Raw genomic sequence first — 24,714 nt, 5'->3', positions numbered from 1 at the left:
AAGCCGGTGAGTTACAGGCTGCGTGCGATCTCTCCTATGGCATTGATTTCCGAGGTGTTCTGCCGAACCCATAAGGACCGCGCGAGCGGTCCAGGAACCTGATCCTTGAATTTGCCGGCTGCAATGTCCTTCACAAAGCCTGATAGTCGTACTGGATCGACCTCTTCTTCGGTCGCGAGAGCTTTCAATTTGGGCAAAGCCTCGGTCGCGTTGGTCTGGGCAAGTGTGAGCCCTAAGTCGTGTACTTGGCCCGGAAGGCCGGCCATTGCGGCGGCTGCGCCGAACACTGCCGTCGTCTGCGAACCGCGCCAAAGAAATACGTGAAGGTCCCGCTCTTCCTGCACAAAGGTCGTGGTCTCAAGCTTCAAGCTCTGAAACATCTCACGTCCCTCGGCCAGCAACTCTTGCCCCCTATCGTCGAGGTAGGGCGGCACGTCGGACGCCAGGTAGACCCGACGCATTTCCTCCGCGAGACGATTATGGAGACGTTCACCGTCGGCGCGTTCGAATCGCGGCACGACGCCGCCGGGATGTGGCGCCACGAACAGCGTGCTGGTCTTTTCGTCGATGTCTTGAACGATCCAACGACGACCGGCGAAAACCACAAGGCCATCCTTGTGAACCGGGTACGAGAGAGGAAGAGTTCCGAGTGTCTTGCCGCCCATGGTGAGGCGCCACTCCTCGGCCGATTCGAATACAGCGAAGAAGCTCCGCGACTGCACGGTGTGCTCGCCTTTTTCTGCCAGCATGATCAATCCGTCGCCGGACTGTTCGACGAACTGGATCGCGCCAGATGCAAGATGGCGTAGAAGTTCGGCGAACTCAGATACAGAGACGGCCGCAAAGGGGCCAGGACCGCACAATAGATCGTAGAGCGGTCGCGCCTTTATCCCGCCGCGCTCGGCAATGACGGAAAGTATTTGATGAATGAGAGTTGAGGCGACCTCCGGCACCTGGCCTGCCGGCTCCACAAATTTTTCCAGCAAGAGCCGAATGACGGCGACGGAGCGGATTGTGTTCGGCCGTAGCCGGTCGAGGATTCCAGACTCGTTATCAATATGCGGCTCGCGCACGTAGACCCGCAGGATCGAGGGCGTGCCGCGGCGACGTCCGGTCCGGCCGAGCCTTTGCCGCAGCGATGACAGCGAGCGCGGCGATCCGATTTGAGCCACGGACTTAACCGAGCCAATGTCCACACCGAGCTCAAGGGTCGATGTGCAGATCGCGGTTGTCGGGAGGTTACCGTCCTTGAGGCGATCCTCCAGCTCTTCCCGTAGCGTCTTGGAGAGGCTGCCATGGTGCGGAAAGAATTCATCGGGCACCTTGGCTTTTTCCGATCGCCGCCGAAGCCGGTCGGCCGTCGACTCGACCGTACGTCGCGAGCTACCGAAAACCAGGTTGTTCGAGCCACGCAGAGTTCCAAAAAGGTGGTCGGCAATGGAATCGAGCGCGATCCTTCGCGGCACTTCTTCGGCGCCGGATCCGCCCTCGGCATGATCGGGATCGTCCAGTTCCGGTGGCTCGACATAGCCGCGTATCTGCAGGCGCAATTCGGGGGCGTCAGTTTTGGCTTCGAGGATTTCAACTGAGTCCTGATTGCTCGGCCGAAGCCACCTAGCGGCCTGTGGCAGGTCACCGATGGTGGCCGAGAGGCCCATACGCCGGGCTGGTTTTGACGCCATTGCATCGATACGGCGCAAGAGGCTGGCCAAATGGAGGCCACGCGGTCCTTGCAGAAACGAATGCAATTCGTCGATGACGATGAAGTCGGCCGTTGATAGCAGCCGCCGCGCATCGCCGGCGCGTCTCGTCAGCATGGCTTCGATTGATTCTGGCGTGATAAGTGCAACGCCTTGAGGGTTCGAAATAGCTCGCTTCTTGGCGGACTGTGGCGCATCGCCATGCCACTTGACGACGGGGATATCCATCTTGTCGCAAAGCTCGTCGAGGCGCTTGAACTGATCGTTGATGAGCGCTTTCAGCGGGCTGATATACAAGACGGAGAATCCCGCATCACTGCGGTCGGCGACCTGCGTGAGGATGGGCAGAAACGCGGCTTCCGTCTTTCCAGCAGCGGTGGTCGCAGCAATCAGGATATCGCGATGACCATCGATAACGGAGAGGATAGTGCGCGCCTGGATCTCACGAAGCTCATCCCAGCCCTGGTCGCGGATCCAGCGGCGGATGGTCGGATGGAGCTTATGGTAGGCCCCTTCAGGAGAGTCGGAGGCTGGTGAGCTCATCGCCCTCCCCGTCCGCGCCCGCCTCGGCTACATTGTCCGGCGTATCAGGGACGATCGAGACCGTTTCAAGAAGGCCTTGCCACGTCGTGCCGGGATTTTGCTCAAGTATGGACAGCATCTGGACGAACGCCTTGACCGTCGAGCGTGGGGTGCGGAAATAGGATTCGCCTATCTTGCGGTCGCAATACATCATGAAAGCTGTAAGCGCTTCGTCGGGCACCAGGTATTTCGCGGAATCGCCGCTGGCGAAGACCGCGCGGATATTGCTGAGCAGAACCAGCAGATCTTCTGGCGTGAGATTTTGCAGGCGGACCACGGGCCCCGAGAAATCGACACGCCCTTCACCGGCGAACACGTTCTCAGCGAGACGTGACTGCAACGCCTCGTAGCTGAAGACGCCGCGGCGGGTATCGAGCAGGAATTCCGGCGTGCCACACATCACGAAACCGATCCCTGACGTCGTGCCCTGCAGCGCATCATTTACGATGTTGAGAATCTGCTCATAGTTTTGCTTGCGCGCTTGCGCATTCTGCAGCTTGTAGATGTTGGCCATCTCGTCGAACATGACCAAGAGACCCGCATAGCCAGCAATCCGGACGAGACATGCGAGCGACTTCAATGACTCATAGACGGTCTCGTCGTCGATGATAGTCCTTACGCCGAGATCCTTCCTTGCATCCGTCTTGGTGGAATACTCACCACGTAGCCAGCGGATCGCGTTTTCCTTCAGCGAACCATTCGACTCCTCGCTGCCCCGCCAATAGGCCTTCAGCACCGTGGCAAAGTCGTAACCGCCCTGAAGACCGGAAATAGGCTCCAACTTCTGGTCAATCACAGTTTCAACCGCTACGCTTTTCTCGCCCGCTTCCTTCACGGCATCGGTGACCAGCCTCTCGATGACACTCTGCAGGGCGCCGCCCTCGGGCTTGTTTCGGGTCGCCATGTTGTTGACGGCCTCGGCATACAGTGCGCGACCTTGGCCTCCGCTGCCGTGAATGCGCCGGTTCGGTGACAAGTCAGCGTGCATGGTGACGCATTTCTTTTCGTGCGCAATCAAGCGGACCATGCCTGCGAAGAATGTCTTGCCGGCACCATAGGCTCCGATAACGAAGCGGACTGCCGACCCACCGTCGGCAACACGATCGATGTCGCGAAGCAACCCCGCTGTCTCCCCCACGCGACCCACCACGATATGCGGCAATCCAAGACGCGGCACCACGCCTGCTGACAGAGCCTGGATAATCGTATCCCTCTCCTTCGAACGGATGGTCTTGGTAGCTTTCGTCATGCCGCACTCTCTCTTATCTCGGCGATGCGGTCGCGCAGATGCGGAGCGACCGCGACTTCATCCCCATCCTCGATCAACGCTTCGTCAAAACGATCGAAGGACCAATCATTGATACGTTCAATAGCCCCGTCGGGGAGCAAGCGCATTTCTCGCGCATGGCGATCAAATTCCGACCGGCTCATCGCCCCGCGCAGTTCAAGCAATTCGAGCAGTTCGGTGTGGGGTCCGTCTAGCCCCTTCAGAGTGGCGGGCTGATCGGCCATGGCGGGCGGCGGTGGCGGCGCTTCCTCCTCGAATATCCCCGACAAGAGCGCGGAGACGGCATCGGTCTCCTGACGCGTGCGGGCGAGGCGAGCCGCGTCGAACCGAATTCTGCTGGCAGCAGGCGGGAGGGCTCGCGCGGGCGCCGACTCCTTCGGGATGGGGACGCCTGCGACGCGTTTTTCTTCACTGATTGCGATGGGTTCGTCAGAACGGGCGGCGGCGGCCTGATGAAGGCCCTCGTAAACGGCCTCTTTCGGCAATCCAAGCGACTTATGCAGCCGTTCCAGGAATTTTACTTCGGCGACGTCGGGGGTTGGATTGTCGCCGACAACCGCGAAGGCCGCGCCGGCGATCGCTCTGCGTTCCGCTTCGCCCATTTCCGCGAGCTTACGCATCACGCGGGCACGTTTGGGAGGACTATTGAAGGTGGTCACGGCGAAGGCAATCAGGCGCGCTTGTTCCACGCCAGACAAGTCTGAAGCGGCGCGGATACGGGCGATCGTCCGCTGCAACTCTTCGAAGGATGCATCGCCATCTGCCCCAGCGGCCAGAACGGCGACCTCGACCTGCGCCCGCATCGCCGTGAACGCAGTTCGCGCGGCATCGACCGGTCCGCCCGCTTGAGCCTTGAACACGAAAACCTGTTCGTCGGCGCGTGGCACGCTGCTGCCGTATCGCCGGTCGGGCTCGATCGCAACATCTATGGAATCCAGCGCGCGGCCGAGATCATCGGCGACCGCCGCGGAGATCTTTCCATCCGGGGGAACTTCGATCCCCGCCATTTCGAAGAGAATCTGGGCGGTCGTGCTGCCACGCCCTTGCTCGCCCATGACGGACACCAGCCGACGTCGGAAATCGCCGACAGCGACGAGCCCGGGCGTCCGTTGAAGATCGTCCGGCAGCATCGCCGCCGCCACCATTGAGTTTCGAAGGGCCGGCTTGCGGCCTACGAAACGGCTGAAAGTATCGAGCTCATCAGTGCACTCGGCGACCAGCCCCTGTAGCTTATCGAGAGGCTTGGAAATGCTAGACACATCCGGCCATTGTTGGTGCGGGCCAACGACCTCGACTTCAAATGCTGCGCTTGCCGCGCGATACCGCAGGGAAATGTTGCTCTTTGCGTTGACCGCAAGCCCTGCCGGAAAATGCTTTACAAAGCGGATGTTCCATAGCTGCACGAATTCCTCGAAGCAGCGGAGCGCGGGTGTCCTGAGATAGGTGTCGGGTGAAGCCAATGCCCATCGCAACGCATCCTCGGCGGAAAGTGACGGCGCGGCGGCGAGGCGCTCTCCTAGATGAAGACGGGTCGCAATATCCATCTCTGGACCACCCGCTCGCTCAGGTGACAGCGGCGGCAAGGGGAGCCGCGCGCCGTACCACACGCAGGCCGTGGTGACGAACGTAGTCGCGTAGCCACGAAAGGGGTTGTTGGTGCCATAAATCGTGAGCAGTCGCTCGACTTCGCGCACGAGCAGGGCCGCATCGTCGCCACGTTCAACGAAAAGACGATGCTCAAGCCCGTAGAAAAATACGAAGACATGGCCGATGCCGTAGGCAGGATTGCGCCGGCCGTCACGCATCCAATCCAGGAAGGCACGCCGTGCGGCGGGCGACATGTCCGAATAGGAGGGCCAATAGGGCATCGAATTGCCTTCGATGTCCGCACCAGCGGCCGCGACCGGCAGCGCGGGATTGATAGCATATTGCACAATCGCCCGCCCCGGCCCCGGAAGGTGTCCACCCAGGTAGAAGAGACCGCTCGCAATCTCAGCGTTACCTACGCGCGCCCGTTCACCGAGAGGAATCCACCTTGCCGGCGGCGCCTGTTGCCGCGTCGGACCGCTGCTTCGGACTGGCTGTCTAGCCGCGCGCGACGATTCTCCATGATCAAGTGCCGGTACGGCTTGAGATTTTCTGCGCGAGAGCAGATACGCCGAAAGGATAATGCCGCCGCATACGAGCACAAACGCGCTGATCGCCGCGGCGTTTTCGACCACGAATCGATAAACGGCCGAAACCGCGGCTGCCAGCAGGCCGAAAACGACCAGGAAAACTGTTCCGCCTGCGGAAGATGTACGCCGACGCCCCATGCTCGAAATACCGCGTACGTCCTTCAATAAGAACTCAAAAACTATCGCCGTAGGGTGAGTTTCGCATGCCATGCAACCAACAGCAAACCTTATCCCGCCAGGCTGGCGATTGTCGGCCCACATTCTGTCCCTGCTCTACTCCCCGCCGGTTCGTCCGGCACGGTTGGAACTCCGCCCGGTGGTCACCGCCGACACCGCGCCAACAATCTGCGATCCAATGCATTGCGGCTGGTCAGGTCCCGCTTTGCATACTGCGGGGGAGCTGCTCTATTCCACCGCCTTCACAGGCACGCTTCACGATTTCGCTTTGTCGAGCGGCAACGTCAAGGCGGCTGTATAGGAACGACCGCGACCGCCGTCGAAGTCGAACTCATAGAGCCGGACAGCGCCGAGCGCGGTCTGACGCTGGCCGAGAAAGAAGGTGAAAGCGTTGGGCGCAGCGACGAACAGGTGCGTGAGGCCGGCCCCGTCAGCCTTGGCAGTGCGGATCGCGCTGGTCGCCGCGTCGGCAAGCTCGAATGCGTGGCGGCCGCAAGTGACCGATTGCGCACCCGAACCGCAACTCGGCTTTAGGATCAGGATTTTCCCGACATTCGGAAGAGCGGATTCGCAATATCGGCGCACATCGGCCGATACGTCATGCGTCAGGCCGACCGCGACTGCGAGGTCCGGTTGATCGGGCCGAAGTTCCACGGTTTCGGAGACGAGGGTCAGCCAGGTCGGATCGGGAATCACGTCATCGGCGGACCAGAGCCGCCGGCCCGTGCTTCGCTGTTCGAGCTCCACTTGGCGGCCGGACTTGATGTTTATGACCGAGCCCGCGGCGAAGGCAAGCGTAACGTGGGCGTCAAGCGCAAGTCGCAACCGCGGCTGGTCTTTGGCGGCCGCGAGGAGAAAGGTCCGCAGTGCGGGATAGAGTTTGGCGTCCCAGTCCGCGTCGCTGCGGATGTACCGTTCGTCGAAGGACGGAATCAGATCCAGGACCGCGTGACAGCGCTCCTCAAGCCGATCGAACGCGTGCTCAAAGGATTTCACGCCGTAGACGCGAGGGCCGCCCTGGGCCGCCCCGAGCATATCTTCTCGAGCGCATACGGCACGGAAGCTTTCGCGGTCGAACTCGACACGTCCCTGCGCCATCCACTGAAAGATGACGTCGTCGTAGGGGAACGCGCTCTGATTGGCCGGAATGCGGCGCAGTCCGACATAGGCGAACAACAGGTCTAGCTGATCGCGAAGCCCATCGAGCGTATCGGTCGCCTCACCGAAGGCGAGCGTGCGTGCGAGCAGCCGAAGCTCCGCCTCGTCGATGCCGAGATGCTCGCGCCAGGCTTTGCGCACGGCTCCTGCCCTGCTGTTGTCGGTCAGAGAGCCATAGAGCCGCTCGAGCCGCATCGCGCCCGAGCGGGTGCCGACCATCTCGCGCAGCGGGTCATTGCGGTCGAGCCGCCAATTGGTCACCAGCTTGAAGCGCACGCCGCTGCCTTGCGGCGCATGGACAATCTGTGCTTCGCGCGCCCGCTGCAGCAATGAGCGGGCGTTGGCGTTGATGAACTCCGGATCGACCAGGTGTGAGTAACCGTAGCTGTCGGGTGTGACATGCCATTTGCACTGCATGTGCTTGCGCCGCAGCGGATCGCCATACTGGTCGACCGCACTGCGTGCCGGATCGTATTCGACCCAGATGTCGTCGAAACTCTTCGGGCCCGTCTCGAAACCCACGCGGACGATCGGGCTTTCGGGATCGAGCAGACGCGCCGCGTGATACCAGAACAGACGCGCCTGGAAGGTGTCCCCGTCACGCCGCACCGTTACCGCCTGGGTCATGGCTCCCTCACCTCGGCATCTCGACATCCCGGAAGGGAGGCGTCGGAATCATGGACCGGGCGATCTCGACCGCGCGCGCGCCGTCGACAGCCCTGGTCGGATAGGCGTCGAGGACGATGGTCGGCAGCAGCCGTTGCGTCAGGTCCGAAAAGGTGAAGCCGTGGTCGCGACCGCCGCGCTGCGGCCCGGTGGCCGAGACTAGGGCATCGATATGATGGTGACCGAGGCCGATGGTCTCCAGCCGGCTCGACAGCACGAAGCGGCGCTGCTCGTCGCCGGGACGCGCAAAACTCAGGACGTCAGCCGCTCTGCGCCGCACGGCCGGATCGAGCGCATTGAGGCGGTTGGTGCACATCAGGACGGCCGCCGGCAGTTTCGCATTGGCGATCCGATCGATGCCGCGGATGAAGGCGTTCACGCCGGCGCGGTCCTCGTGATGCATCTGAGCCGCCTCGCGCGACTGCGCCAGCGCGTCGGCCTCGTCGACCAGCAGGACCACAGCCCCACGCGCCCGGCCCGAAGCCGACTTGAGTTTGGTCGCCTCCGCCACGGTGTAGTCGAACGCTGCCGAGAGCAGCTGCGTCATTTCGCCGACCCGGCCCTGCCCGCGCGTCGACAGGCTGAGCGGAAAAAGCGTGATGTCGATCTTCTCCTGCCGCGCGACCGCATCGCCGATCGTCTCGGCGAGCTCGGTCTTTCCGGAGCCTACGTCGCCGGCGAGCACCACCAGTGGAGGCCGCCGCAGCACCGTGTCGAGCAAAGCCTGCGCACCCGGATGGTGCTTCTTCGCCCAATCGGCGAGGCCGCTGGGATTGACGAGCAGGCCGAGGATCTTCGCGAGGCGGTTCTTCTGCTCATCGAGCCCGACGAGCCGGGCGAGGCGCGCCTGTGGGTCGATGTCGGGATAGGTGATGCGGCGCTCGAAGAGCTCATCGAGTGTCGGCTTGGTGTTCATCAGAAGCTCCTAACGGTAGCGCGGTCGAGGGCCCTGCCCCCGGACGAATAGGTGCGGTCGTTGGATAGGTAGCCCAAGACCCCGGGCTCGGCGGCACCGTTGCGCGCGAACGGCAAGATCGCCTTGAAGGCTTCGCGCTCGGCCTGGCTGAGCCGGTCCCACGCCGCCGTGTAGGTCATATAGCTGTAAAAGGAGGCGCCGCTGATGTCGGCGCCTGGGCGGATGCGGCCGGGGTCGTCGTCGTCGGCCGACGCACCGGCGAGGTCACGGGCCGTATAACGAAGAGTCGGCTCGATCCACTTGCCATCCCTCTTGAAACCGTAAGTGACCGTGTCGAGATAACCGGCCCGCAGCATCTCGGTCGCCTCGGTCTCGTAGTCCGCGATGCTTTCGTCGGACGGCTTGCAGTAGAACCGCTGCATGCGCTTCAGGTCAGTTGCGACCTTGGCGGCCATGTGGCGGGCGTGGGTGACCGTGAAGGTTCTGCTTTCGGTATAGCTGTAGCTGTCGGACATGGTGGACCTCACGCCTGGAAGGAGGAGCCGAAGACCTTCTGCCAATAGGCGACGGTCAGTTGCTTGTTGGGAGCGGCAAGCGCCGCATCGATCGCGTCGCCGGCGTCGAGTGCGGCATCGACGATCGCGTCCGCGTTCGTTGTCGTGTAGAGGCGAGCGACGTTGTTCGTGGCGTTCACCGGATCAATGATCTGCACAGTGTCGGAGAACGTGCCGACCGACGAGGCCGGATAGTAGTCGCTGAACACGATCTGCTGCCGGAAGTCCGTGCGGGCGAGATAGGTAAAGAAGTGCTGAAGCGCCTCCGGATAGTCGGAGAGATCCAACCCGTCGTCGCAGAGCTTGGCGAGGATCATCTCGATCATGAAGGATTTGAAACGGAAGCCGTCCCGTTCCTGCTTCATGCGCCGGGCCCAGAACTTCACGAGCCGGACCACCTGCGCGAAATGCTTCTCCTGCGCGCGCTTGCGCTTGGCCGCGAATTCCAGATGCAGCGGAATGCTCGTCTTCAGGAACGAGCCGTCATCCTGGCTGACGAGGTTGCCATACCACTTCGGGTCACCATCATAGAGGATCGGCACCACGTCTACATCGAGCCCCGTCCCCCGGAAGGAGACGGTGACGGAATAGGTCTGCGGCTTGACCTGGTCGGGACTAAAATTGGGGAAGGCCTTGCGAAGCCGCTCGGCCAGATAGTCGAGCAAAGCCTGCACGTCCTTCGGCGCGTCGGCGCCGCTGATGTAGCAGGCGATGTCGATGTCATTGAGAGAACGAAGCGCCGTACCCTTCGCCAGGCTGCCGGAGAGCAGCATCTTCTTCAGTGTGAAGTCCGGATGCTCGGACAGATAGCCTTCCAGCTTCTCGCGAAGCCGCCGGGCCTGCGCCCGATACTCATCCGCCGTGTCCTTGGGCAGGTTCACTTTATCCTGCGCAAAGGTGGCGATTTCATCATGGCCGACGTGTTGCCGTCCCATATCCCGCTCCTGTTTGGCCGGCTGGCCCGAGGCGCGGCGGCGTTGAGACTAGGACATAATAGCCAAATTTTAGCTATTCAAGGTGCCTAAATCTGGCTATTTGACCTTGACAAAATCAATTGATTCTCTATATCCTGCGGACAACGACGGAGGATGAGATGACGGCGAAGCGAACTATGACGCTGAACCTCACCGACGCCGAGATGCGGGTTCTGGACGAACTGTCGGCCCGGAAGGACATCACCAAGACTGCCGTGCTCCGGCAGGCCTTGCGCCTCTATCAGACGATCGATGCTCGGGTCGAAAAGGGCGAAAAGCTCTTGTTCGAGAACGACGCGACGAAGGAGAAGGCGGAGTTGATGCTTCTATGACGGTCGACGTCTCGAAAATCTATCTTCTCGATGTCGCGACCGGTGCAAGCGTCGAAGCCGAGCTGCGCGATGCGATCGAGCAGGCGCAGCTCGACGACTGGCAGACGAAGTGGCGCCCTGCCCTGCTGACCGTACTTCAGGAGCTCGCGCGCAGAGGCGTGCCGATAGACCAGTGGCCGCAAAGCTGGCACTGGGATTGGACGCAGAAGACGACCCGCGTGCAAGGGCTCTTGGCCTTCCGCGGGTTCAGCGTCGTCGCTCTCGGCGAAACGCAAGGCCTGGCTCAGGTCGATCTGACCAAGACGGGCCGGGAAGCAAACCAGCGCGGCAAGCCGCTCGTGTATGTCGATTACCTCGAGGCTGCGCCATGGAACCGACCGGAGCTCGGGGCCGCCCCGCGCCTCCGCGGCGTGGGCTCGGCCCTCATCACGGCAGCCATCGCGCTCAGCGAAGACGAGGGTTTCAAGGGGCGCTTGGGGCTCCATTCCCTGCCCCAAGCCGATGATTACTACCGCAAGATCGGAATGACCGATCTGGGCCAGGACGTGGCGTACCAAAATTTAAGATACTTTGAGATGACCAGCGAGCAGGCTCGCGCGTTCTTCGAACAGGAGGGAGAACGATGAAAATTGAACGGAGTAAGGAGTGGTGGATGGCTCGAGCTCGTCGTGAAGGCGACGCCGCCGTCGGCGCCGGCTTGCTGGCGTTCGATCCGGTACCGGACGAGCGTCCGACCACGATTACGCAGACCGCTGCGGCCGAGGAAACCCGAATCGCTTTCGGCAAGTTCGTGAACCTGATGCGACGCCGTCGCGGTCTCTCCATGGAGAGACTGGCCGAGGTCGCCGAGCTCGACGCGAGCGAGTTGCTCGTGATCGAGAACGAAGTCCATTATGTTCCCGAGCCGCGAACGATCTTCAAACTGGCGCAGACCTTTGAGGTATCTCAGCGGCGCTTGATGCAGCTTGCCGGACTGACCGCGGCGAACGACGCCGGGTTGCGGCAGGAGGCTGTCCGATTCGCCGCCCGCTCCGAGGCTATGCAGAAGCTGACGCCGGAAGAAAACTCGGCTCTCGAGGCGTTCGTCGCCGTCTTGAGCGAACAGGACCCCAAGCGAGCCAAGTGAAGAACGTCAGCCTCGGACATCGAACGATCGCCGATATCGACGGACAGGTCGACAAGGTCCTACGGGGTCTTGGCAACCCGGAGCCGCCCATCGATCTGCGCGTTGTCCGGGACCTGCTGAAGCTCGACCGCGGCTACTATTCGACGACCGACGACAGCCTTTTGCGAGAGACTTTCTCGCGCATGAAGGTCGCAGGTCTTCAGGTTCTCCTCCGCCCGACGCTCCTGCGCGACGCGGTCCAAAATCTCAGCCTGAAGGCCCTGTATTTGCCCGACCAGAAGCGGATCCTGCTCGACCAGGATCTGCCTGTCCTCAAGCACCGCTGGAACGAGGCCCATGAGATCGGCCACGACATCATCCCTTGGCACACCGGGATGATGTTGGGCGATACGGAACAGACGCTCACGCCCGCCTGCCACCAAATCATGGAAGCCGAGGCGAACTACGCTGCCGGCCAGATGCTTTTTCTCGCTGGTCGCTTCGTCTCCGAAGCGATCTCTTCGAGCCCGAGCCTTGCGTTCGTCAAAAGCTTGAGCAAGGGGTTCGGCAACACCATGACGTCCACGCTCTGGCGCTTCGTCGAACAGGGCCATGGTGGCCGGCCGATCGTCGCCCTGGTCACAGGCCATCCGCATCCGGCACGGCGCAAGACCGATTTCGATCCTGCGAACCCATGCCGCTATTGCGTGGAATCTCCCCCATTCCGCCAACGTTTTGGCTCGCTGCGCGAGACCGATCTGTTCGCGACGATCGTCGGCTATTGTGGCGCGCAACGAGGCGGCAGCCTCGGTCGGAGCGAGGTGCTCCTGGCGGACCTCAACGGAGACCGGCACGTTTTCGATTTCGAGACGTTCTTCAATCGCCACGAGGCCTTGACGCTGGGCTATTGGCTGCGTTCACATAGCTCGCCCGTGCCTGTGCAATGATGCTGCGGGGGCGAGCGAACCGCCACCAAAAAAGGGGAACGATGGCGTGTTTAGTACACGCACAAGCAGGCCACGTGCGAGATTGTATCGCAATTCGTCCCAACGTGGCTTCGTGTGGATTTCAAATCGAAAGGAAATCGTTCGAAAAGGCGACTCGCACAGCCCTCTGCACTGACGTGATTAGTGTCAACGGCGGAGCACGACAGCCTTCCAATGCTTGGCTGCGATGAAAAGTGCGAGCAGGGAGAGGCAAGCAAACAGCCCCGGCTCGACCCCAGGCAGGATCGTCGCACTTCCCGTGCATGGGTCGATGGCCCCTTCGGTAAAGTTGGTACAAATGCGAGCGGGATCGCTCAGCTTCGAATTCCAGAGCCACCCCAAATTCCAGAGACCGATCAGCTTCTTGCTGCCTTCATTCAGCATTACCTGCGCCGTTAGAAGGGAGTACCAGAAGTAGATCATGGCGACGAAGGGTAGACCGGACAGAAGCGCGAGCATGGCTCCCTGATAGACCCGTCCCTCGACCGAAGCCGTATCGATGGCCTCAAAACCAACGACGGGGATCCGCTCGTGCCATCGTTTGCCGCCGCGCCGGGCGTACAGAAGGCCAATTGCAGACGATGCGATGGCGAGAACGGAGCAAACGAGGATGGCCACCATGGCCGCTGGCACGCGTTGAGAGAGGACAAGCTTGGCGCCGAAGACTTCGTTTCCGCCTTGCGCCACGATCCAGGAGTTCAAAGCGTAGTAGAGCAGCGCCGCGCTCACGACAGACCAAATCTTGCTCAGCTGGACCTGTGTCATACGTCCTTCCAAAGTCGCATCGATCGAAGTGTAGCATTCATTCTGCGTTCAGGGAGGTAAAGGCCACTATTCACCTTCAAGCGCGAAAAAGAATTATTAGACGATACCTTCTCAATATCCATAAGCCGCCCCATGTGATTGGGGCGCAATTCTTAGGTGCCAAATGCGACGCGTAGCTTGGGCTGCCTTGAGTGTGGTGGGGTTGGCGGCTGCCGGAGCGGCAACGCTCTATACCACTTATCAGCGCGAATACATTCTGACAGAGACGGCTAAAGCCGAATTTGTCGGCCTGCAGCAAAGCCTTCATGGCCTTCAGAATTTTACGCAGTCGAGCGGCGATGGCGCCTTTATCGCGCTCGACAAGTCGATGTTCGACAAGATGGGCGCTGCACTCACGGGACAGACGGTCACCGTCCATTCGAAGGAGCTCGATGACGATATCCGGCTGACTGTGAGGTCCGTCACGCTTCGTACTGAACCGGGCCGCATGGTGGCTCGGCTCGATCTGACTGCCGCAGATACCAAACGTGGTCTCGCCGCAGGCCTGGATGTCGAGGGCTTCCTGATCTATGCCGGCACGACAGAGGAGAATTCTGTCGCACAGGACAGCCCGACGGACGCTGCCAACTTCAAGTTCATCCCGGTCAAGGTTGCCCCTCAGCTTCAATATGGCTTTCTGAACCTGCGCGGCCGGCAGTTGACCAGCGAGACCATCACCGCCGGCACCCTGTCCTTCCTGTTCGACAAGCTGGCATTGAAGGCAACTTATCGTCCGCATTTCAGCTTCTCGGTCGGCTCGCCCGAGACGATTACGCAGCATTTCGGCGACAACAATTCTGGTACGGTCGAGCTCACGGCAATGCCCTCGCCTTTCCACTTCGATCAATGGCTGACGGTCGTAGCGCCGGTGTTCACTCCCAAGGGAGTTGTCCTCACTGCGACGCTCGCACCGACGCGCCAGGCGCCAAGCGCCGTCGGCGTCGCGCTACCTGACACGGTCAACGCAGACGACCTTTCCCGCGCACGCCAAGAGGTTCAAGCGAAGGCTGGCGTCCTGGACGGGCTTTTCTCGCGCGATGTTGCCGTTACGATCGGGCGTACGGCCTTCACGAAGCTGACCGACCAGCTTGCCAATACCTTGGCTGGCTTTAGCATTTCGGTCCAGGGCAAGGCGATCTCGGGCCGCTTGTTCGACAAAAAGTGGCGCGACAATATCCTGGGTGAAGGCGGCGTCTTTGCCGAGATTCGGGATGCTGGATGGATCAAAGGGCGCGTGAATTTCGCAAAACCGAGCGTTGTGCTCGATCAGGCGCAAGGCCCCTCGCTGTCGCTGCCCGTCAGCGCCTCCTTTATCGCACCCGTGCATGTCCATTTCGACCCGCTGATCGGCGGCGGCATCGGGACGTCGATTGGCATGCAGGGCTCTGCCAGCACGACGCTTCGCGCGTGGTTTGGCACGACGAAATTCCCCTTCGAGGGCCGGACTGTAGCAGTTGCTGGTCCTGTCATGAGCTGCGGACTACTCGATATCGATGCTCGGACGGATGGTAAACTCAAGATCGGCGACGGTGTGGCAACAGTCCCGCAGTTCGGCGCCAAGGTAGGCGTGCTCGTCGGTTCGAAGCCACTTGCGCCCTCCTTCATTGCAGGCGCCCCTATTACGATGACGATTCTGCCGCCGGCCAAACAGGATGAGCGCTCGACGGCGCGTCTGTCGGTTGTCGACGGTCTTTACGCGTCTCTCTCGCTGGATGACTTCGCGGCCGAGCCTAGCTCGGACGGATATCGCCTGTCCTCGAGCTTTAGTGTCGTACTCGGCAATCACCCGTTCCAGCAGCCGTCGTCAGAGTACATGGAGCGGATGCGGAAGGCGGCAATTGATCATTGGAATGCGACCATGCGCCAGTCCTGCCCTAACCTTCCCAGCATTCGGATCGAAGTTGGCGACCTGGAAATTGGTCCGAATGGCGAGATCATGAAGTTCCTGCGAAACGCTTGGAACGACATCACTAAGGGTCCCGGTAAAAACAATGAAGTCGTCAAGCTTCTCGGTCGCATCCAAGCTGCGGCGGGCAGCTACGACGAAGCGACGAAGAAGGCGGCGAACGACGTGGGCGACATGGCCAGGCGAGCATTCCCGACCGACAGCGGGATTGGACACGCGGCCGGTGAGTTGGGCAAGAGCGTCACAATTGCTGTCACCAACCCCGTTGCTGCGGTCACCGGGTTCTTCCGCCAAGCCGGTCGCCTGTGGAGGTAACAGCTGAGCGCCGCGACCACGGATCGCAAATAGCCCTCCCAGGAGTGGCGAAACGTGACTTATAGCGACGATCTTCGGATAGTCGACCGCTCGGGCACGTCAAGCCTCGCCCCCTCCAACAAGCGTCTGTATTCTGCGATTGTCGTCGTGCGTATCAACGCGTGAAGGAACTCGTATCGACGAGCACCCGATCAATCGACGGTGCATCTCCTTCCCACCTCGCCTCGAATCGCCCTGGAAATGTCTCGGAAAGCGTTACGTCTTTGGCGTACTGCAAAGTGACGTGCACATTGATCGGGCCCTCGAATCGAGTACCATCAAAACGTATCTCGTCTCCGAACACTTCGACCGCCTCAACCAGTGTATTGGAAGAAAGCGAATCGAGATCTCGCCACGCTTCGGTGTCCGCGATTTCGACGTTTCTCACCGCTTCGGCTATCTCGTGAGACTGCTTCGACGCAGCCGATGAAGCTCTCTCTTTAGCCATGGCATTTGTCCTAAAGGCCTGCCGCACTTATTCCTAGGCGCCTGTCGTACTGCCATCTCAGCGAGCCGCACACGCCTTCCAGATTTGCCCAAATGTGCGCTGCATCCACGCCCATACGAAACAGCTTTCGTTGAAAAGTATACCGGAATTCTGCTGGAATGATGAACTTATGCTCTTCGATCTCCTTCGGGCGCCAAGGCTCGTCCGGTCGAGGATGGATAGAAAACAATCCACGTTGATTCGAAATCCGCGGAGCAAGGCTAGACGGAAGCATGAACCCCACCTCCTTGAGCTTGAAGGGTGAAGGCCAGGTCTCTGCATCGCTGGGATCGACGATCTGCTTTTCGTTTAATGGATAGGCGTAGACGACCGCACTTTCCTTGTCGTACGACTCGTCCATCAATGCGAAGAAACAAGCCACGAGGGGATTTGTACTCCAATCCAGTAGCCTCGTAGGTAACCCGAAATGCTGGCCTAGGGCGAGCCAATCCCAATCGTTTGTTTCGGGCATATGGGTATGCAGCCGCGCATCCTTCTTGAAGACTCGAAATACGCGCTCTTCGAACAACGGATCATAGCCTGGCTTCCGACCAGCCGATGGACGGAGATCCCAGGCTTCCGAAGACTGCCCTCTGAATATCCATCGGGACGGCATGTGCTGATCTAGAAAGGATAGGAACTCGTGCCACTTCTCCTGAGAACGAACAACTTTGTCGCTCATATCGATCTTCCGGGAGGGCGCAGCGGTAGGTTTGCGATTTCGCAAGCACACGGCAAGGCGCATGGTCGCGCTCTCTATCAGTCGCTGGCGGTCGATGCAGAATTTCGCGCCCATGGCAGGAACCTCACGATTCTGCACGGCCCTGTCGAGAGCCGCCTGCGCCTTTGCGACCGCCTTCTCGCGTCGCTCACGTTCCTGGCCGCCGCGGCCTCTTCGCGCCGGCGCTCGACATCACGCCGTTTCGGCTCTTTGTTTAGCTCCGCTACCGCTGTCCGGGCAGCTTTGTCACTGATCGTCGGCGCCGTACGCTTCTTCGGTCTATCGCCGCGTTCACGTCCTGCTTCGTCGTGAAGGATGGCGCCACGGCCAGAACAAGACCCGGCGCGTCTACCGCGAGTTGGGCCTGCAACTGCGCAACAAAACGCCCAAGCGGCGCGTCAAAGCTAAGCTGCGCGATGACCGCTGAACTGCACCCGGCAGCAAGGTTGAGAATGCCTTTTAGTGTGCGCCTTCGGGGCCGGCGCCGAGCGCCGCCGCGATGGCGTTGCGGATGACTTGCTCCTCGGAGGCCGCGAACTCGACGCCCTTGGGCGGGCCGCGACATGAAGGCGAAGAGCTGGTAGTGCAACTCGCAGTTCGGTGAGCGCGTCACCGACGGCAGTCACGGCCGCGCCGACTTCAGTCAGGTCGCGGCCGGGACACCGTCATGTGACGCTCACTCATAGCTCGCCTCGGAGGCGAGAAGCTCGTTGCGGACATCGCCGAGATGCTCGGCGACGACCGAGCCAGCTTCGTCCGACATGTCGACCTGCCGCGAGACCCAGTCGATGTGTCTGGCGGCGTCAGGCCTATCGACGATGGCAAAACGTCTGGGGCGCGACGAACTCGCGCGGCCCGCGTCGAAGAAGGCGAGCGATTCATTGGCAGAGGCGGGCACGATCTTACCAGTCAACTACCAACCCTATCAATTGACGGAGAAGACAGGTACATGGCAACCGTGATCCATGGACACCGTCAAGAAAGTTGCATCGGAATTGGGTCAAGAAGGATGAAAAGAATCCTGCTGGGCACGGTAGCCCTGGTGGTGCTGGCCGCCTCTGCCGCTGATCTGGCCGCGCGGCTCTCCGAGCGAAGCGGTTCCTACATCGGTATCAATAGCGGTGGCGGCCCCGCGCGTCGATGCTGGCATCTCGTCAACGCTGGCGTTGTGGTCCGCGCTCCGCCCCTTGCCATCAGGGGCCATAGTGCGACAGGAGGCCCGCTCGGCGGCGAAATCCGCTTCCGCTGGCAGATAGCCAACTCGGTGTTCGGCATCCGGGCGAACGGCAACTGCGCTGATTTCAAGGACTCCAACGCTAACCTCACTTTCGTAGGCCTCCAGGATGAAACCAGGGTTGATGCATTCGGCCTGCTCACGGGCCTGCGTGGCTACGCCTGGACTGACGTGCTGCTGTATGTGAAAGGCGGCGCTGCGGTCGCCCGCGATAAATATCAACTCTCCGAATTTGCGACTGGGCTGCCCCTCACCGACGGTAGCGAAACCCGGCGGGGCGGTACAGTAGGGGCGGACCTTGAGCGCTTTTTTCAATAACCGTCGGCGCTGAGTACGATTGCCTGTTCATGGGCCCTCGGAACGTGGACTTCCTTTCAACCGGGATCGCGGGCTTTTCCAGCGAGCTGCCTCGCAGGAACTGCCCGCATTGGGCAGGACATCGGCATCGGTTTGGTCCACGTGAACTAACGCTGGGACGTCGCGGACGTCTTTGATCGTCGCTTTGGTTCGAGGCGAACAACAAGAGGAACTGATGTCCAGAATTTTGGCTGTTGGGACGGCTTTGCCACCATTCCGATTTTCGCAAACCGAGGCCAAGGTACTAGCGGGTCGCCGCTTCGGATCTAGAATGGAGAAGCTGAAGAGGTATCTTACAGTATTCGATAATACGCTAGTCGATCAGCGTTTCTTTTGTGTAGCGCCCGAATGGCTTCTCAGCGAGCATCGCATAAGTGAGGACAAACCAGATATACTTGGAATGTGCAAAGGAGCTCGCATGCGGATTCCGAGACGATGGCGCGCACCGTACCGATTTGATGGCGCGCAGGGTTCCGAAATGATCACGCGCAGCATTCCGAGCATTCTCCGCGCAGCATTCCGATTTGATCGCGCGCAGTTTCGGATGGTGTGAGGCCTGATCGTTGGGGCCATTTCTCCGGCTGGAAACAGCTTGGAGAATTGGATGCCGACGAGGAGGGTTATCATGCGCCAGGTGCGCGAGATTGTGAGGTTGAGCCTTGAGGCTGTGCTCTCGACGCGCGTGGTTGGCGAGCGTGTCGGCGTCGGGCCGACGACGGTACGTGACACGCTGAAGCGGTTTGCGCGCGCGGGTCTGGCATGGCCAGTCCCGGAAGCGATAAGCGACGCCGAGCTGGAGCAGCTGCTGTACGGGGTGCCTGGCGTGAAGCCGGGCCGCCGCAAGGTGGCCGAGCCTGATTGGTCCGTTATTGCCCGCGAGCTCAAGCGCAAGCACGTGACCTTGCAGGTGCTGTGGGACGAGTACATTGCAGAGCATCCGGACGGCTATCGGTACAGCCGGTTCTGTGACTTGTTCCGCAACTGGGAAGGCTGGCTGCCGCTCGTGATGCGCCAGCACCACGGCGGGGGCGAGAAATTGTTTGTCGACTATGCCGGCGACACGGTGCCGGTGGTTGACCGTAAGACTGGCGAGGTGCGTGACGCGCACATCTTCGTCGCGGTCATGGGCGCATCCAGCTTGTCGTTCGCGCTGGCGACGTGGACCGAGCAACTCGGCGACTGGATCGCGGGACATAACGCGGCCTTCAGCTTTTTTGGCGGCGCGACGCAACTGCTGGTGCCCGACAACGCCAAGGTCGCGGTGATCAAGGCCTGCCTCTATGACCCTATGGTCAACCGCAGCTATAGCGATATGGCGCAGCATTACGGCACGGCGATTTTGCCGGCACGGCCACGTCGCCCGAGAGATAAGGCTAAGGTTGAGGCCTGCGTCGGAATCGTCGAGCGTTGGCTGCTGGGGCGGCTGCGCAACCGAACTTTTTACAGCCTGGCCGAACTCAACGGTGCGATCGCCGAGTGGCTGGCCAAGCTCAATGACGGACGGGTGCTGCGCCAGTATGGCCGCACACGGCGCCAGTTGTTCGAGGAAATTGACGCGCCGAATCTTAAACCGCTTCCCGGTGAGCCGTGGGTCCATGCCGAATGGCGCCGATGCCGGGTCGGGCTCGACTATCACGTCGAGATCGAACGACACTACTACTCGGTGCCCTATCGCTTCGCCCGTCGCGAGGTAGAAGCGCGGATCTGTGCGCGAACGGTTGAAATCTTCCTGGGGGGCGAGCGTATCGCCGCGCACATGCGCGGCAGCGGCAACGGGCGGCATACCACGATCAGCGCCCACATGCCTTCCAGCCACCGGCGCTACGGCGAGTGGACGCCGGCAAAGATCCGCAGCGAGGCAAGCCGGATCGGCCCGATGCTGCGCCTGCTGATCGACCGGATCATCGAGGATCGGCCGCATCCCGAACAGGGCTATCGTTCGTGCCTGGGGATCATCCGTCTTGAGAAGCGCTTTGGCGCCGAGCGCTTCGAGGCGGCCGCGCTGCGCGCGATTGAGATCCAGGCTCGCAACTACCCAAGCGTCAAATCGATCCTCGAGAAGGGGCTCGATCGCGTTGCAACGCCCGCGTCCACCGAGTGCGAGCCGATCATACACACCAACATCAGAGGCTCGGACTATTACCACTAAGGAGAGAAAATGCTGACACACCCCACACTCCACTTGCTTACCCGGCTCGGCTTACTGGCATGGCCGAGGCCTTCACGAGCCTCGCCGAGAACGAGGAGGTCCGGGGTCTCGCTCACGCCGAATGGCTGGCGTTGCTGCTGGACCATGAAGCGACTTGGCGAAACAACCGGCGCCTGGCGCTTCGTCTTCGTAAGGCAAAGCTGCGTCATCATGCCGTGCCCGAGGATATCGACTATCGCGCCCCCCGTGGGCTCGACCGCCGTTTGTTCGACATGCTGCTCAAGGGAGACTGGGTCAAAAACCATGAGAATTGCGCCATTGTCGGGCCAACCGGCGTCGGGAAAAGCTGGCTTGGCTGTGCGCTTGGTCACAAGGCCTGCCGGGACAACCACTCTGTACTTTACACTCGGCTGCCGCGGTTGTTCGAAGAACTGGACCTTGCCCGGGGCGACGGCCGACTCACTTCGCGGATGAAGAGCATCGCCGCCGTCGAGCTCCTGATTTTGGACGATTGGGGCCTCCAAGCCATCGACGCCAATGCCCGTCATTATCTGCTCGAAATCCTTGAAGACCGTTACGGCCGTCGATCAACACTCGTCACCAGCCAGCTTCCAATTGCCAAATGGCATGAGCTCATAAATGACCCAACTTACGCTGATGCCATACTTGATCGCCTGCTTCACAACGCTCACAGGCTCGAACTGAACGGTGACTCCATACGTCGCCCGCCGGTTCTTCCTCGGCCTTGATTACATCGTCGGCCGATGAAGACTGAGACTGCAGCCCGCGAAGCTGACCGGCCGCTACGGCACTGTTGGGGGTGCGCGTCCAGTCAGCTTCGCTCCGTCGAGCGACACCATCAAACATGAGACGTGATCTCTTCGGCAGCCGCTTGACCACGGGCTGACGATAGTGCCAATTGCCTTTAACGATCGGGGGCTTCCACATGCGCGCGATCAGATTGGAACGCTGCGCGGCATCAGATTGGAATAACTGCGCGCGATCATTGGAATCCGCACTCGCATGCAAAGCGACCGTGCTCTGTCTCAACAGGGCCGGCGTGAAGCCCGAACACGTCGATCGGATTATATTTGTCTCGTCGAGCGGAATAACTACCCCCAGTCTCGATGTGGATGTGATCTCGAAGGTCGGACTGCGAACAAATGCACGACGGACGCCCATATTCGGCCTCGGATGTGCCGGAGGAGCATCGGGAGTTAGCTTGGCAGGAGCGATTTGCCGCGCAACGAGCGAACGCGTTCTCCTCATTGCTGTAGAGCTGACATCCCTTACATTCCAGCCGAATGATCTCACCCCGAAGAACGTTGTTGCTTCAAGCCTCTTTGGGGATGGCGCTGCCGCGCTCCTAATCGGCCCAGCTGAAAGCGGCTCTGGCAGACTGGATATCGTAAGAAATACGAGTTTGCTTTACCCCGACTCGACTTCTTTAATGGGCTGGCATTTTGGCGACTCCGGATTTGAAGTCGTAGTCTCTGAGCGCATTCCATCAATGATTAGCGAATTGATGCCACATGCACTGCGGTCGTTGCTAGCGGAGGATGGCATCCATTCTAACCAAGCGAAGAGCTTAATCTTTCATCCCGGCGGGAGAAAAGTATTGGAGGTTTGTGAGCAGGGCCTTGGGAGATCGTCTGAAAATTTCTTTTCCAGCTATGAAACTCTTCGACGTCATGGAAATATGTCGAGCGCAACCGTACTATTCGCTTTGGATCACGTGCGTGAGCATGAGGAGCAGGCGCCAGGATCATACGGAATCCTAGCTGCGTTCGGACCAGGGTTCTCGGCCGAACTGTCGTTACTGAAATGGGTTGACAGCGAAGCGGCTCAGCGAGGGTCTGCACATCTTGAGTCAGTCGGTGACGGATTGGCGCGGATCGCGTAGTAGTGGCCGGCATCAACAAATTCGTTGCCGGTGCTGCTGAGCGCCAGCGTGCCCGAGATGCGCACTCTGCCGCCGGTCTGCTCGGCCACCGCGTTAATGCCGCCGCACTGGAGGTGCCGATTTATGAAGGATGGCGGCGCGATGCATTACAATGTTCTCAACGACGATGACGGCCTCGATCCGGTGACCGTCCTCAACTTGGACCTCGGCAGGCGGCGGCAAATATGACGACATCTATGACCGAAGGCCTTTGATAATCGACGGTTCGAGCAAGAGGTGCCGATTACAACCAACGCGCGTTTGTTCAGCCGCCCTTAAGCCGAGGTATGAGAATAACGTTGACGCCCAGCGGATTGTTAGGGGTCACCTCCCTCAACCCTGCAGCCAACTGCGCCATGTAGGGATGACCATGGATGTAAAAATGTGTCGTCGGCTGGAACGGCCTCGGGAAGGCGTCTACTCTATTCAGCACGCCGAGCAGGACGTCCGGGGCCAGTTGGGGACCGTGGTTCCAGCCCGAGCCTACGATGTGCGTGAAATCATCATCTAATCTCCTAGCCCGTACATCGAACGCTGGACGTGACAACCGCCGCGGCAGGTCCAAATGGCTTGCCCCGCCGGCTAATTTCCCCTCGACTTTCCCTTTCGAGCCGCTAGGCTCCCCCACATTCGGCGGACTGAACTGTCCCGCGAGTTTCTCGGTCCGAATTTTCTCCAACTCCGCAACGAAGTCCGCGGTCCATTGCTGGATGGGATACGCTAGAAGCGTCCTCATCATGTCTTGCCAGCGCGAGATGCGCTCGGCAGGCGACATCGAAATTGCGGCCGAAATCTTGTCTGCTATGTCATCAATGTTGTTCGGGTCGACGAGCAGCGCCTCCTCCAGCTCTTTGGCCGCGCCGGCAAATTTAGACAATATCAGCACACCGGGATCGTTCGGATCTTGCGCAGCGACATATTCTTTCGCCACCAGATTCATGCCGTCACGCAACGGCGTTACCACGGCAACTTTCGCTGCGCGGTAAAGAATTGCGAGGTCGGCCTGACTGAAGCCCTCCTCGAAATGACTAATCGGGGTCCGGTCGCCCCTACGATGGCGGTTGTTGATATCGCAGACAAGGCGGGCGACATCTTTCTGCAGATTGCTGTAGACCTCAATGCCGCTGCGCGACGGGGTGGCGATCTGCAATAGCGAGATGCTGTGCGCGAGATGCGGCCGTTCGGTCCACAGGCGGTTTAAAGCGTGGAGGCGTTTGTCGATACCCTTGGTGTAATCGATCCGATCGACGCTGATAGCAATCTTCTCGCTATTAAGACCGCGCCGTATCCACGAGATCCAGGGCTCCGAGGCCGCGTCGGCGCTCAATTCCGCGAACTTGACCGGATCGATGCCGATCGGAAACACTTGGGATCGCGTTTGGCCATGACCCGAGGTTACAACACAGTCCTCGATGGTAAGCCTGAGATGCCTGAGATCGGTGCTGACATAGGCGATGAAATTCCTCCGGTCCTCCTCGGTCTGAAAGCCGATCAGGTCGTAAGCCAACATCGCCTCGATCAGTTCGCGATGATGCGGCACACTCCGCATCATGGCTGGCAGCGGCCATGGCGTGTGCAGGAAGAAACCGATCGGCTGCTCGATGCCGACCTTACGCAGCTCAGTGCCGAGCGGGAGGAAATGATAATCATGCACCCAGAACGCGGTCGGCTCATCGAACCGGAGCAGTCTTTTTGCCATCACCGTGTTGATCTCGCGATAGCTGAGATAGTCTAACGCCGAGGCGTCGATCAGGTCGGTGCGCGAATGCAAGGCCGGCCACAGTGCCGAGTTGGCAAAGCCCTCATAGTAACGCCGATAATGCGCGGCAGGCAGATTCAGCGTCACAAGCTTGCCTGCGCCGAGCGTCTCGACAAGCGGCGCTTTACGACAACCATCGCCCAATTGGTCCGAGGATCCCACCCAGATTGCTCCGGATTGTTCGACCACAGGGAGTAGCGCAGCCGCAAGGCCGCCTATCTTGGGTTGATTGGCGTCGCCGCTGTCAACCCGGTTCGACACGACGATGAGATTCACAAGTCATCCTTGCCCGTCTGATCTGCCGTCACCCGGCGTTCAATCAATATGGCTTGATTATCGCTTCAACCAAGACGAACCCAAATCACGCGCGCAGGCATTCAGTCTTG

General features: G+C 60.4%; 20 protein-coding genes and 3 pseudogenes. 11 read left to right on the top strand and 12 right to left on the bottom strand.

Going from position 1 to position 24,714, the window contains the following annotated elements:
• Positions 1-11: 11 nt before the first annotated feature.
• The 7 genes from CP49_RS27300 to CP49_RS27270 all read right to left on the bottom strand — a co-directional run bounded on the left by CP49_RS27300 (position 12) and on the right by CP49_RS27270 (position 10,153).
• Complete coding sequence (locus CP49_RS27300; protein ID WP_057853248.1) at positions 12-2,243, bottom strand: DEAD/DEAH box helicase; 2,232 nt, start codon at positions 2,241-2,243, stop codon at positions 12-14.
• A complete protein-coding gene (locus CP49_RS27295) occupies positions 2,215-3,531 on the bottom strand; it encodes an ATP-binding protein (RefSeq protein WP_057853247.1) in 1,317 nt (438 codons plus the stop codon). The genes CP49_RS27300 and CP49_RS27295 overlap by 29 nt, the downstream gene beginning before the upstream one ends.
• A complete protein-coding gene (locus CP49_RS27290) occupies positions 3,528-5,912 on the bottom strand; it encodes a tellurite resistance TerB family protein (RefSeq protein ID WP_245310887.1) in 2,385 nt (794 codons plus the stop codon). The genes CP49_RS27295 and CP49_RS27290 overlap by 4 nt, the downstream gene beginning before the upstream one ends.
• A 267-nt stretch (positions 5,913-6,179) precedes the next feature.
• Positions 6,180-7,709 carry an SAVED domain-containing protein gene (locus CP49_RS27285; protein ID WP_057853246.1) on the bottom strand — a complete coding sequence of 510 codons (1,530 nt, stop codon included), beginning with the start codon at positions 7,707-7,709 and terminating at the stop codon, positions 6,180-6,182.
• Between the two features lie 7 nt (positions 7,710-7,716).
• Positions 7,717-8,664, bottom strand: a complete 948-nt coding sequence (locus tag CP49_RS27280) for an AAA family ATPase (protein WP_057853245.1) — start codon at positions 8,662-8,664, stop codon at positions 7,717-7,719.
• Positions 8,664-9,179, bottom strand: coding sequence for an HORMA-1 domain-containing protein (locus tag CP49_RS27275; RefSeq protein WP_057853244.1), 516 nt, complete (start codon positions 9,177-9,179; stop codon positions 8,664-8,666). Before CP49_RS27275 ends, CP49_RS27280 begins: the two co-directional genes overlap by 1 nt.
• 8 nt (positions 9,180-9,187) lie before the next feature.
• A complete protein-coding gene (locus tag CP49_RS27270) occupies positions 9,188-10,153 on the bottom strand; it encodes a CBASS oligonucleotide cyclase (RefSeq protein ID WP_057847964.1) in 966 nt (321 codons plus the stop codon).
• Between the two features lie 158 nt (positions 10,154-10,311).
• Here CP49_RS27270 and CP49_RS27265 point away from each other — a divergent pair, with 158 nt between their 5' ends.
• The 4 genes from CP49_RS27265 (at position 10,312) to CP49_RS27250 (ending at position 12,576) form a co-directional block, all read left to right on the top strand.
• A complete protein-coding gene (locus CP49_RS27265) occupies positions 10,312-10,524 on the top strand; it encodes a ribbon-helix-helix protein, CopG family (RefSeq protein ID WP_009734077.1) in 213 nt (70 codons plus the stop codon).
• Positions 10,521-11,150: a GNAT family protein gene (locus CP49_RS27260; RefSeq protein ID WP_057847963.1), complete on the top strand. Its 630-nt coding sequence runs from the start codon at positions 10,521-10,523 to the stop codon at positions 11,148-11,150. Before CP49_RS27265 ends, CP49_RS27260 begins: the two co-directional genes overlap by 4 nt.
• Before the next feature lie 71 nt (positions 11,151-11,221).
• The gene (locus tag CP49_RS27255) at positions 11,222-11,650 is read left to right on the top strand and encodes a helix-turn-helix domain-containing protein (RefSeq protein ID WP_245310886.1); all 429 of its coding nucleotides are present in this window, start codon (positions 11,222-11,224) and stop codon (positions 11,648-11,650) included.
• A gap of 182 nt (positions 11,651-11,832) precedes the next feature.
• Positions 11,833-12,576: an ImmA/IrrE family metallo-endopeptidase gene (locus CP49_RS27250; protein WP_420807652.1), complete on the top strand. Its 744-nt coding sequence runs from the start codon at positions 11,833-11,835 to the stop codon at positions 12,574-12,576.
• 186 nt (positions 12,577-12,762) lie between these two features.
• Here CP49_RS27250 and CP49_RS27245 read toward each other — a convergent pair whose 3' ends face one another.
• A complete protein-coding gene (locus tag CP49_RS27245; protein ID WP_057853242.1) occupies positions 12,763-13,380 on the bottom strand; it encodes a hypothetical protein in 618 nt (205 codons plus the stop codon).
• Positions 13,381-13,582: 202 nt separating this feature from the next.
• Here CP49_RS27245 and CP49_RS27240 point away from each other — a divergent pair, with 202 nt between their 5' ends.
• A complete protein-coding gene (locus tag CP49_RS27240; protein WP_156438683.1) occupies positions 13,583-15,640 on the top strand; it encodes a hypothetical protein in 2,058 nt (685 codons plus the stop codon).
• 154 nt (positions 15,641-15,794) lie between these two features.
• On the opposite strand, the gene CP49_RS27235 is transcribed toward CP49_RS27240, so the two are convergent.
• Both CP49_RS27235 and CP49_RS27230 read right to left on the bottom strand, forming a co-directional pair.
• Positions 15,795-16,127: a pPIWI-associating nuclease domain-containing protein gene (locus CP49_RS27235; RefSeq protein ID WP_057853240.1), complete on the bottom strand. Its 333-nt coding sequence runs from the start codon at positions 16,125-16,127 to the stop codon at positions 15,795-15,797.
• A gap of 10 nt (positions 16,128-16,137) precedes the next feature.
• Complete coding sequence (locus CP49_RS27230) at positions 16,138-16,962, bottom strand: FRG domain-containing protein (protein WP_245310884.1); 825 nt, start codon at positions 16,960-16,962, stop codon at positions 16,138-16,140.
• A gap of 205 nt (positions 16,963-17,167) precedes the next feature.
• Here CP49_RS27230 and CP49_RS43490 point away from each other — a divergent pair.
• Positions 17,168-17,311, top strand: a pseudogene (locus CP49_RS43490) (IS3 family transposase); the annotation flags it as partial.
• 252 nt (positions 17,312-17,563) lie between these two features.
• Here CP49_RS43490 and CP49_RS27225 read toward each other — a convergent pair.
• On the bottom strand, positions 17,564-17,800 hold the full coding sequence (locus CP49_RS27225) for a hypothetical protein (RefSeq protein ID WP_057853239.1): 237 nt from the start codon (positions 17,798-17,800) through the stop codon (positions 17,564-17,566).
• Between the two features lie 36 nt (positions 17,801-17,836).
• Here CP49_RS27225 and CP49_RS27220 point away from each other — a divergent pair, with 36 nt between their 5' ends.
• From CP49_RS27220 to CP49_RS27205, 5 genes and pseudogenes are all read left to right on the top strand, one after another.
• On the top strand, positions 17,837-18,439 hold the full coding sequence (locus CP49_RS27220) for an outer membrane protein (protein WP_245310883.1): 603 nt from the start codon (positions 17,837-17,839) through the stop codon (positions 18,437-18,439).
• A 664-nt stretch (positions 18,440-19,103) separates the two neighbouring features.
• Complete coding sequence (gene istA, locus CP49_RS27215) at positions 19,104-20,627, top strand: IS21 family transposase (protein WP_082646277.1); 1,524 nt, start codon at positions 19,104-19,106, stop codon at positions 20,625-20,627.
• Positions 20,628-20,636: 9 nt separating this feature from the next.
• A pseudogene (gene istB, locus CP49_RS43485) lies at positions 20,637-21,376 on the top strand (IS21-like element helper ATPase IstB).
• Positions 21,377-21,573: 197 nt separating this feature from the next.
• Entirely contained in the window at positions 21,574-22,530 is a 957-nt protein-coding gene (locus CP49_RS43480; protein ID WP_082646275.1) for a type III polyketide synthase, read from the top strand.
• Between the two features lie 24 nt (positions 22,531-22,554).
• Positions 22,555-22,758: a hypothetical protein gene (locus CP49_RS27205; protein ID WP_057853236.1), complete on the top strand. Its 204-nt coding sequence runs from the start codon at positions 22,555-22,557 to the stop codon at positions 22,756-22,758.
• A gap of 460 nt (positions 22,759-23,218) precedes the next feature.
• Here CP49_RS27205 and CP49_RS27200 read toward each other — a convergent pair.
• Positions 23,219-24,604: pseudogene (locus tag CP49_RS27200) on the bottom strand (alpha,alpha-trehalose-phosphate synthase (UDP-forming)); the annotation flags it as partial.
• Positions 24,605-24,714 lie beyond the last annotated feature (110 nt).

The sequence above is a fragment of the Bradyrhizobium valentinum genome, from assembly GCF_001440405.1.
Lineage (GTDB): Bacteria > Pseudomonadota > Alphaproteobacteria > Rhizobiales > Xanthobacteraceae > Bradyrhizobium > Bradyrhizobium valentinum.
This window is presented reverse-complemented; position numbering and strand designations above follow the sequence as displayed.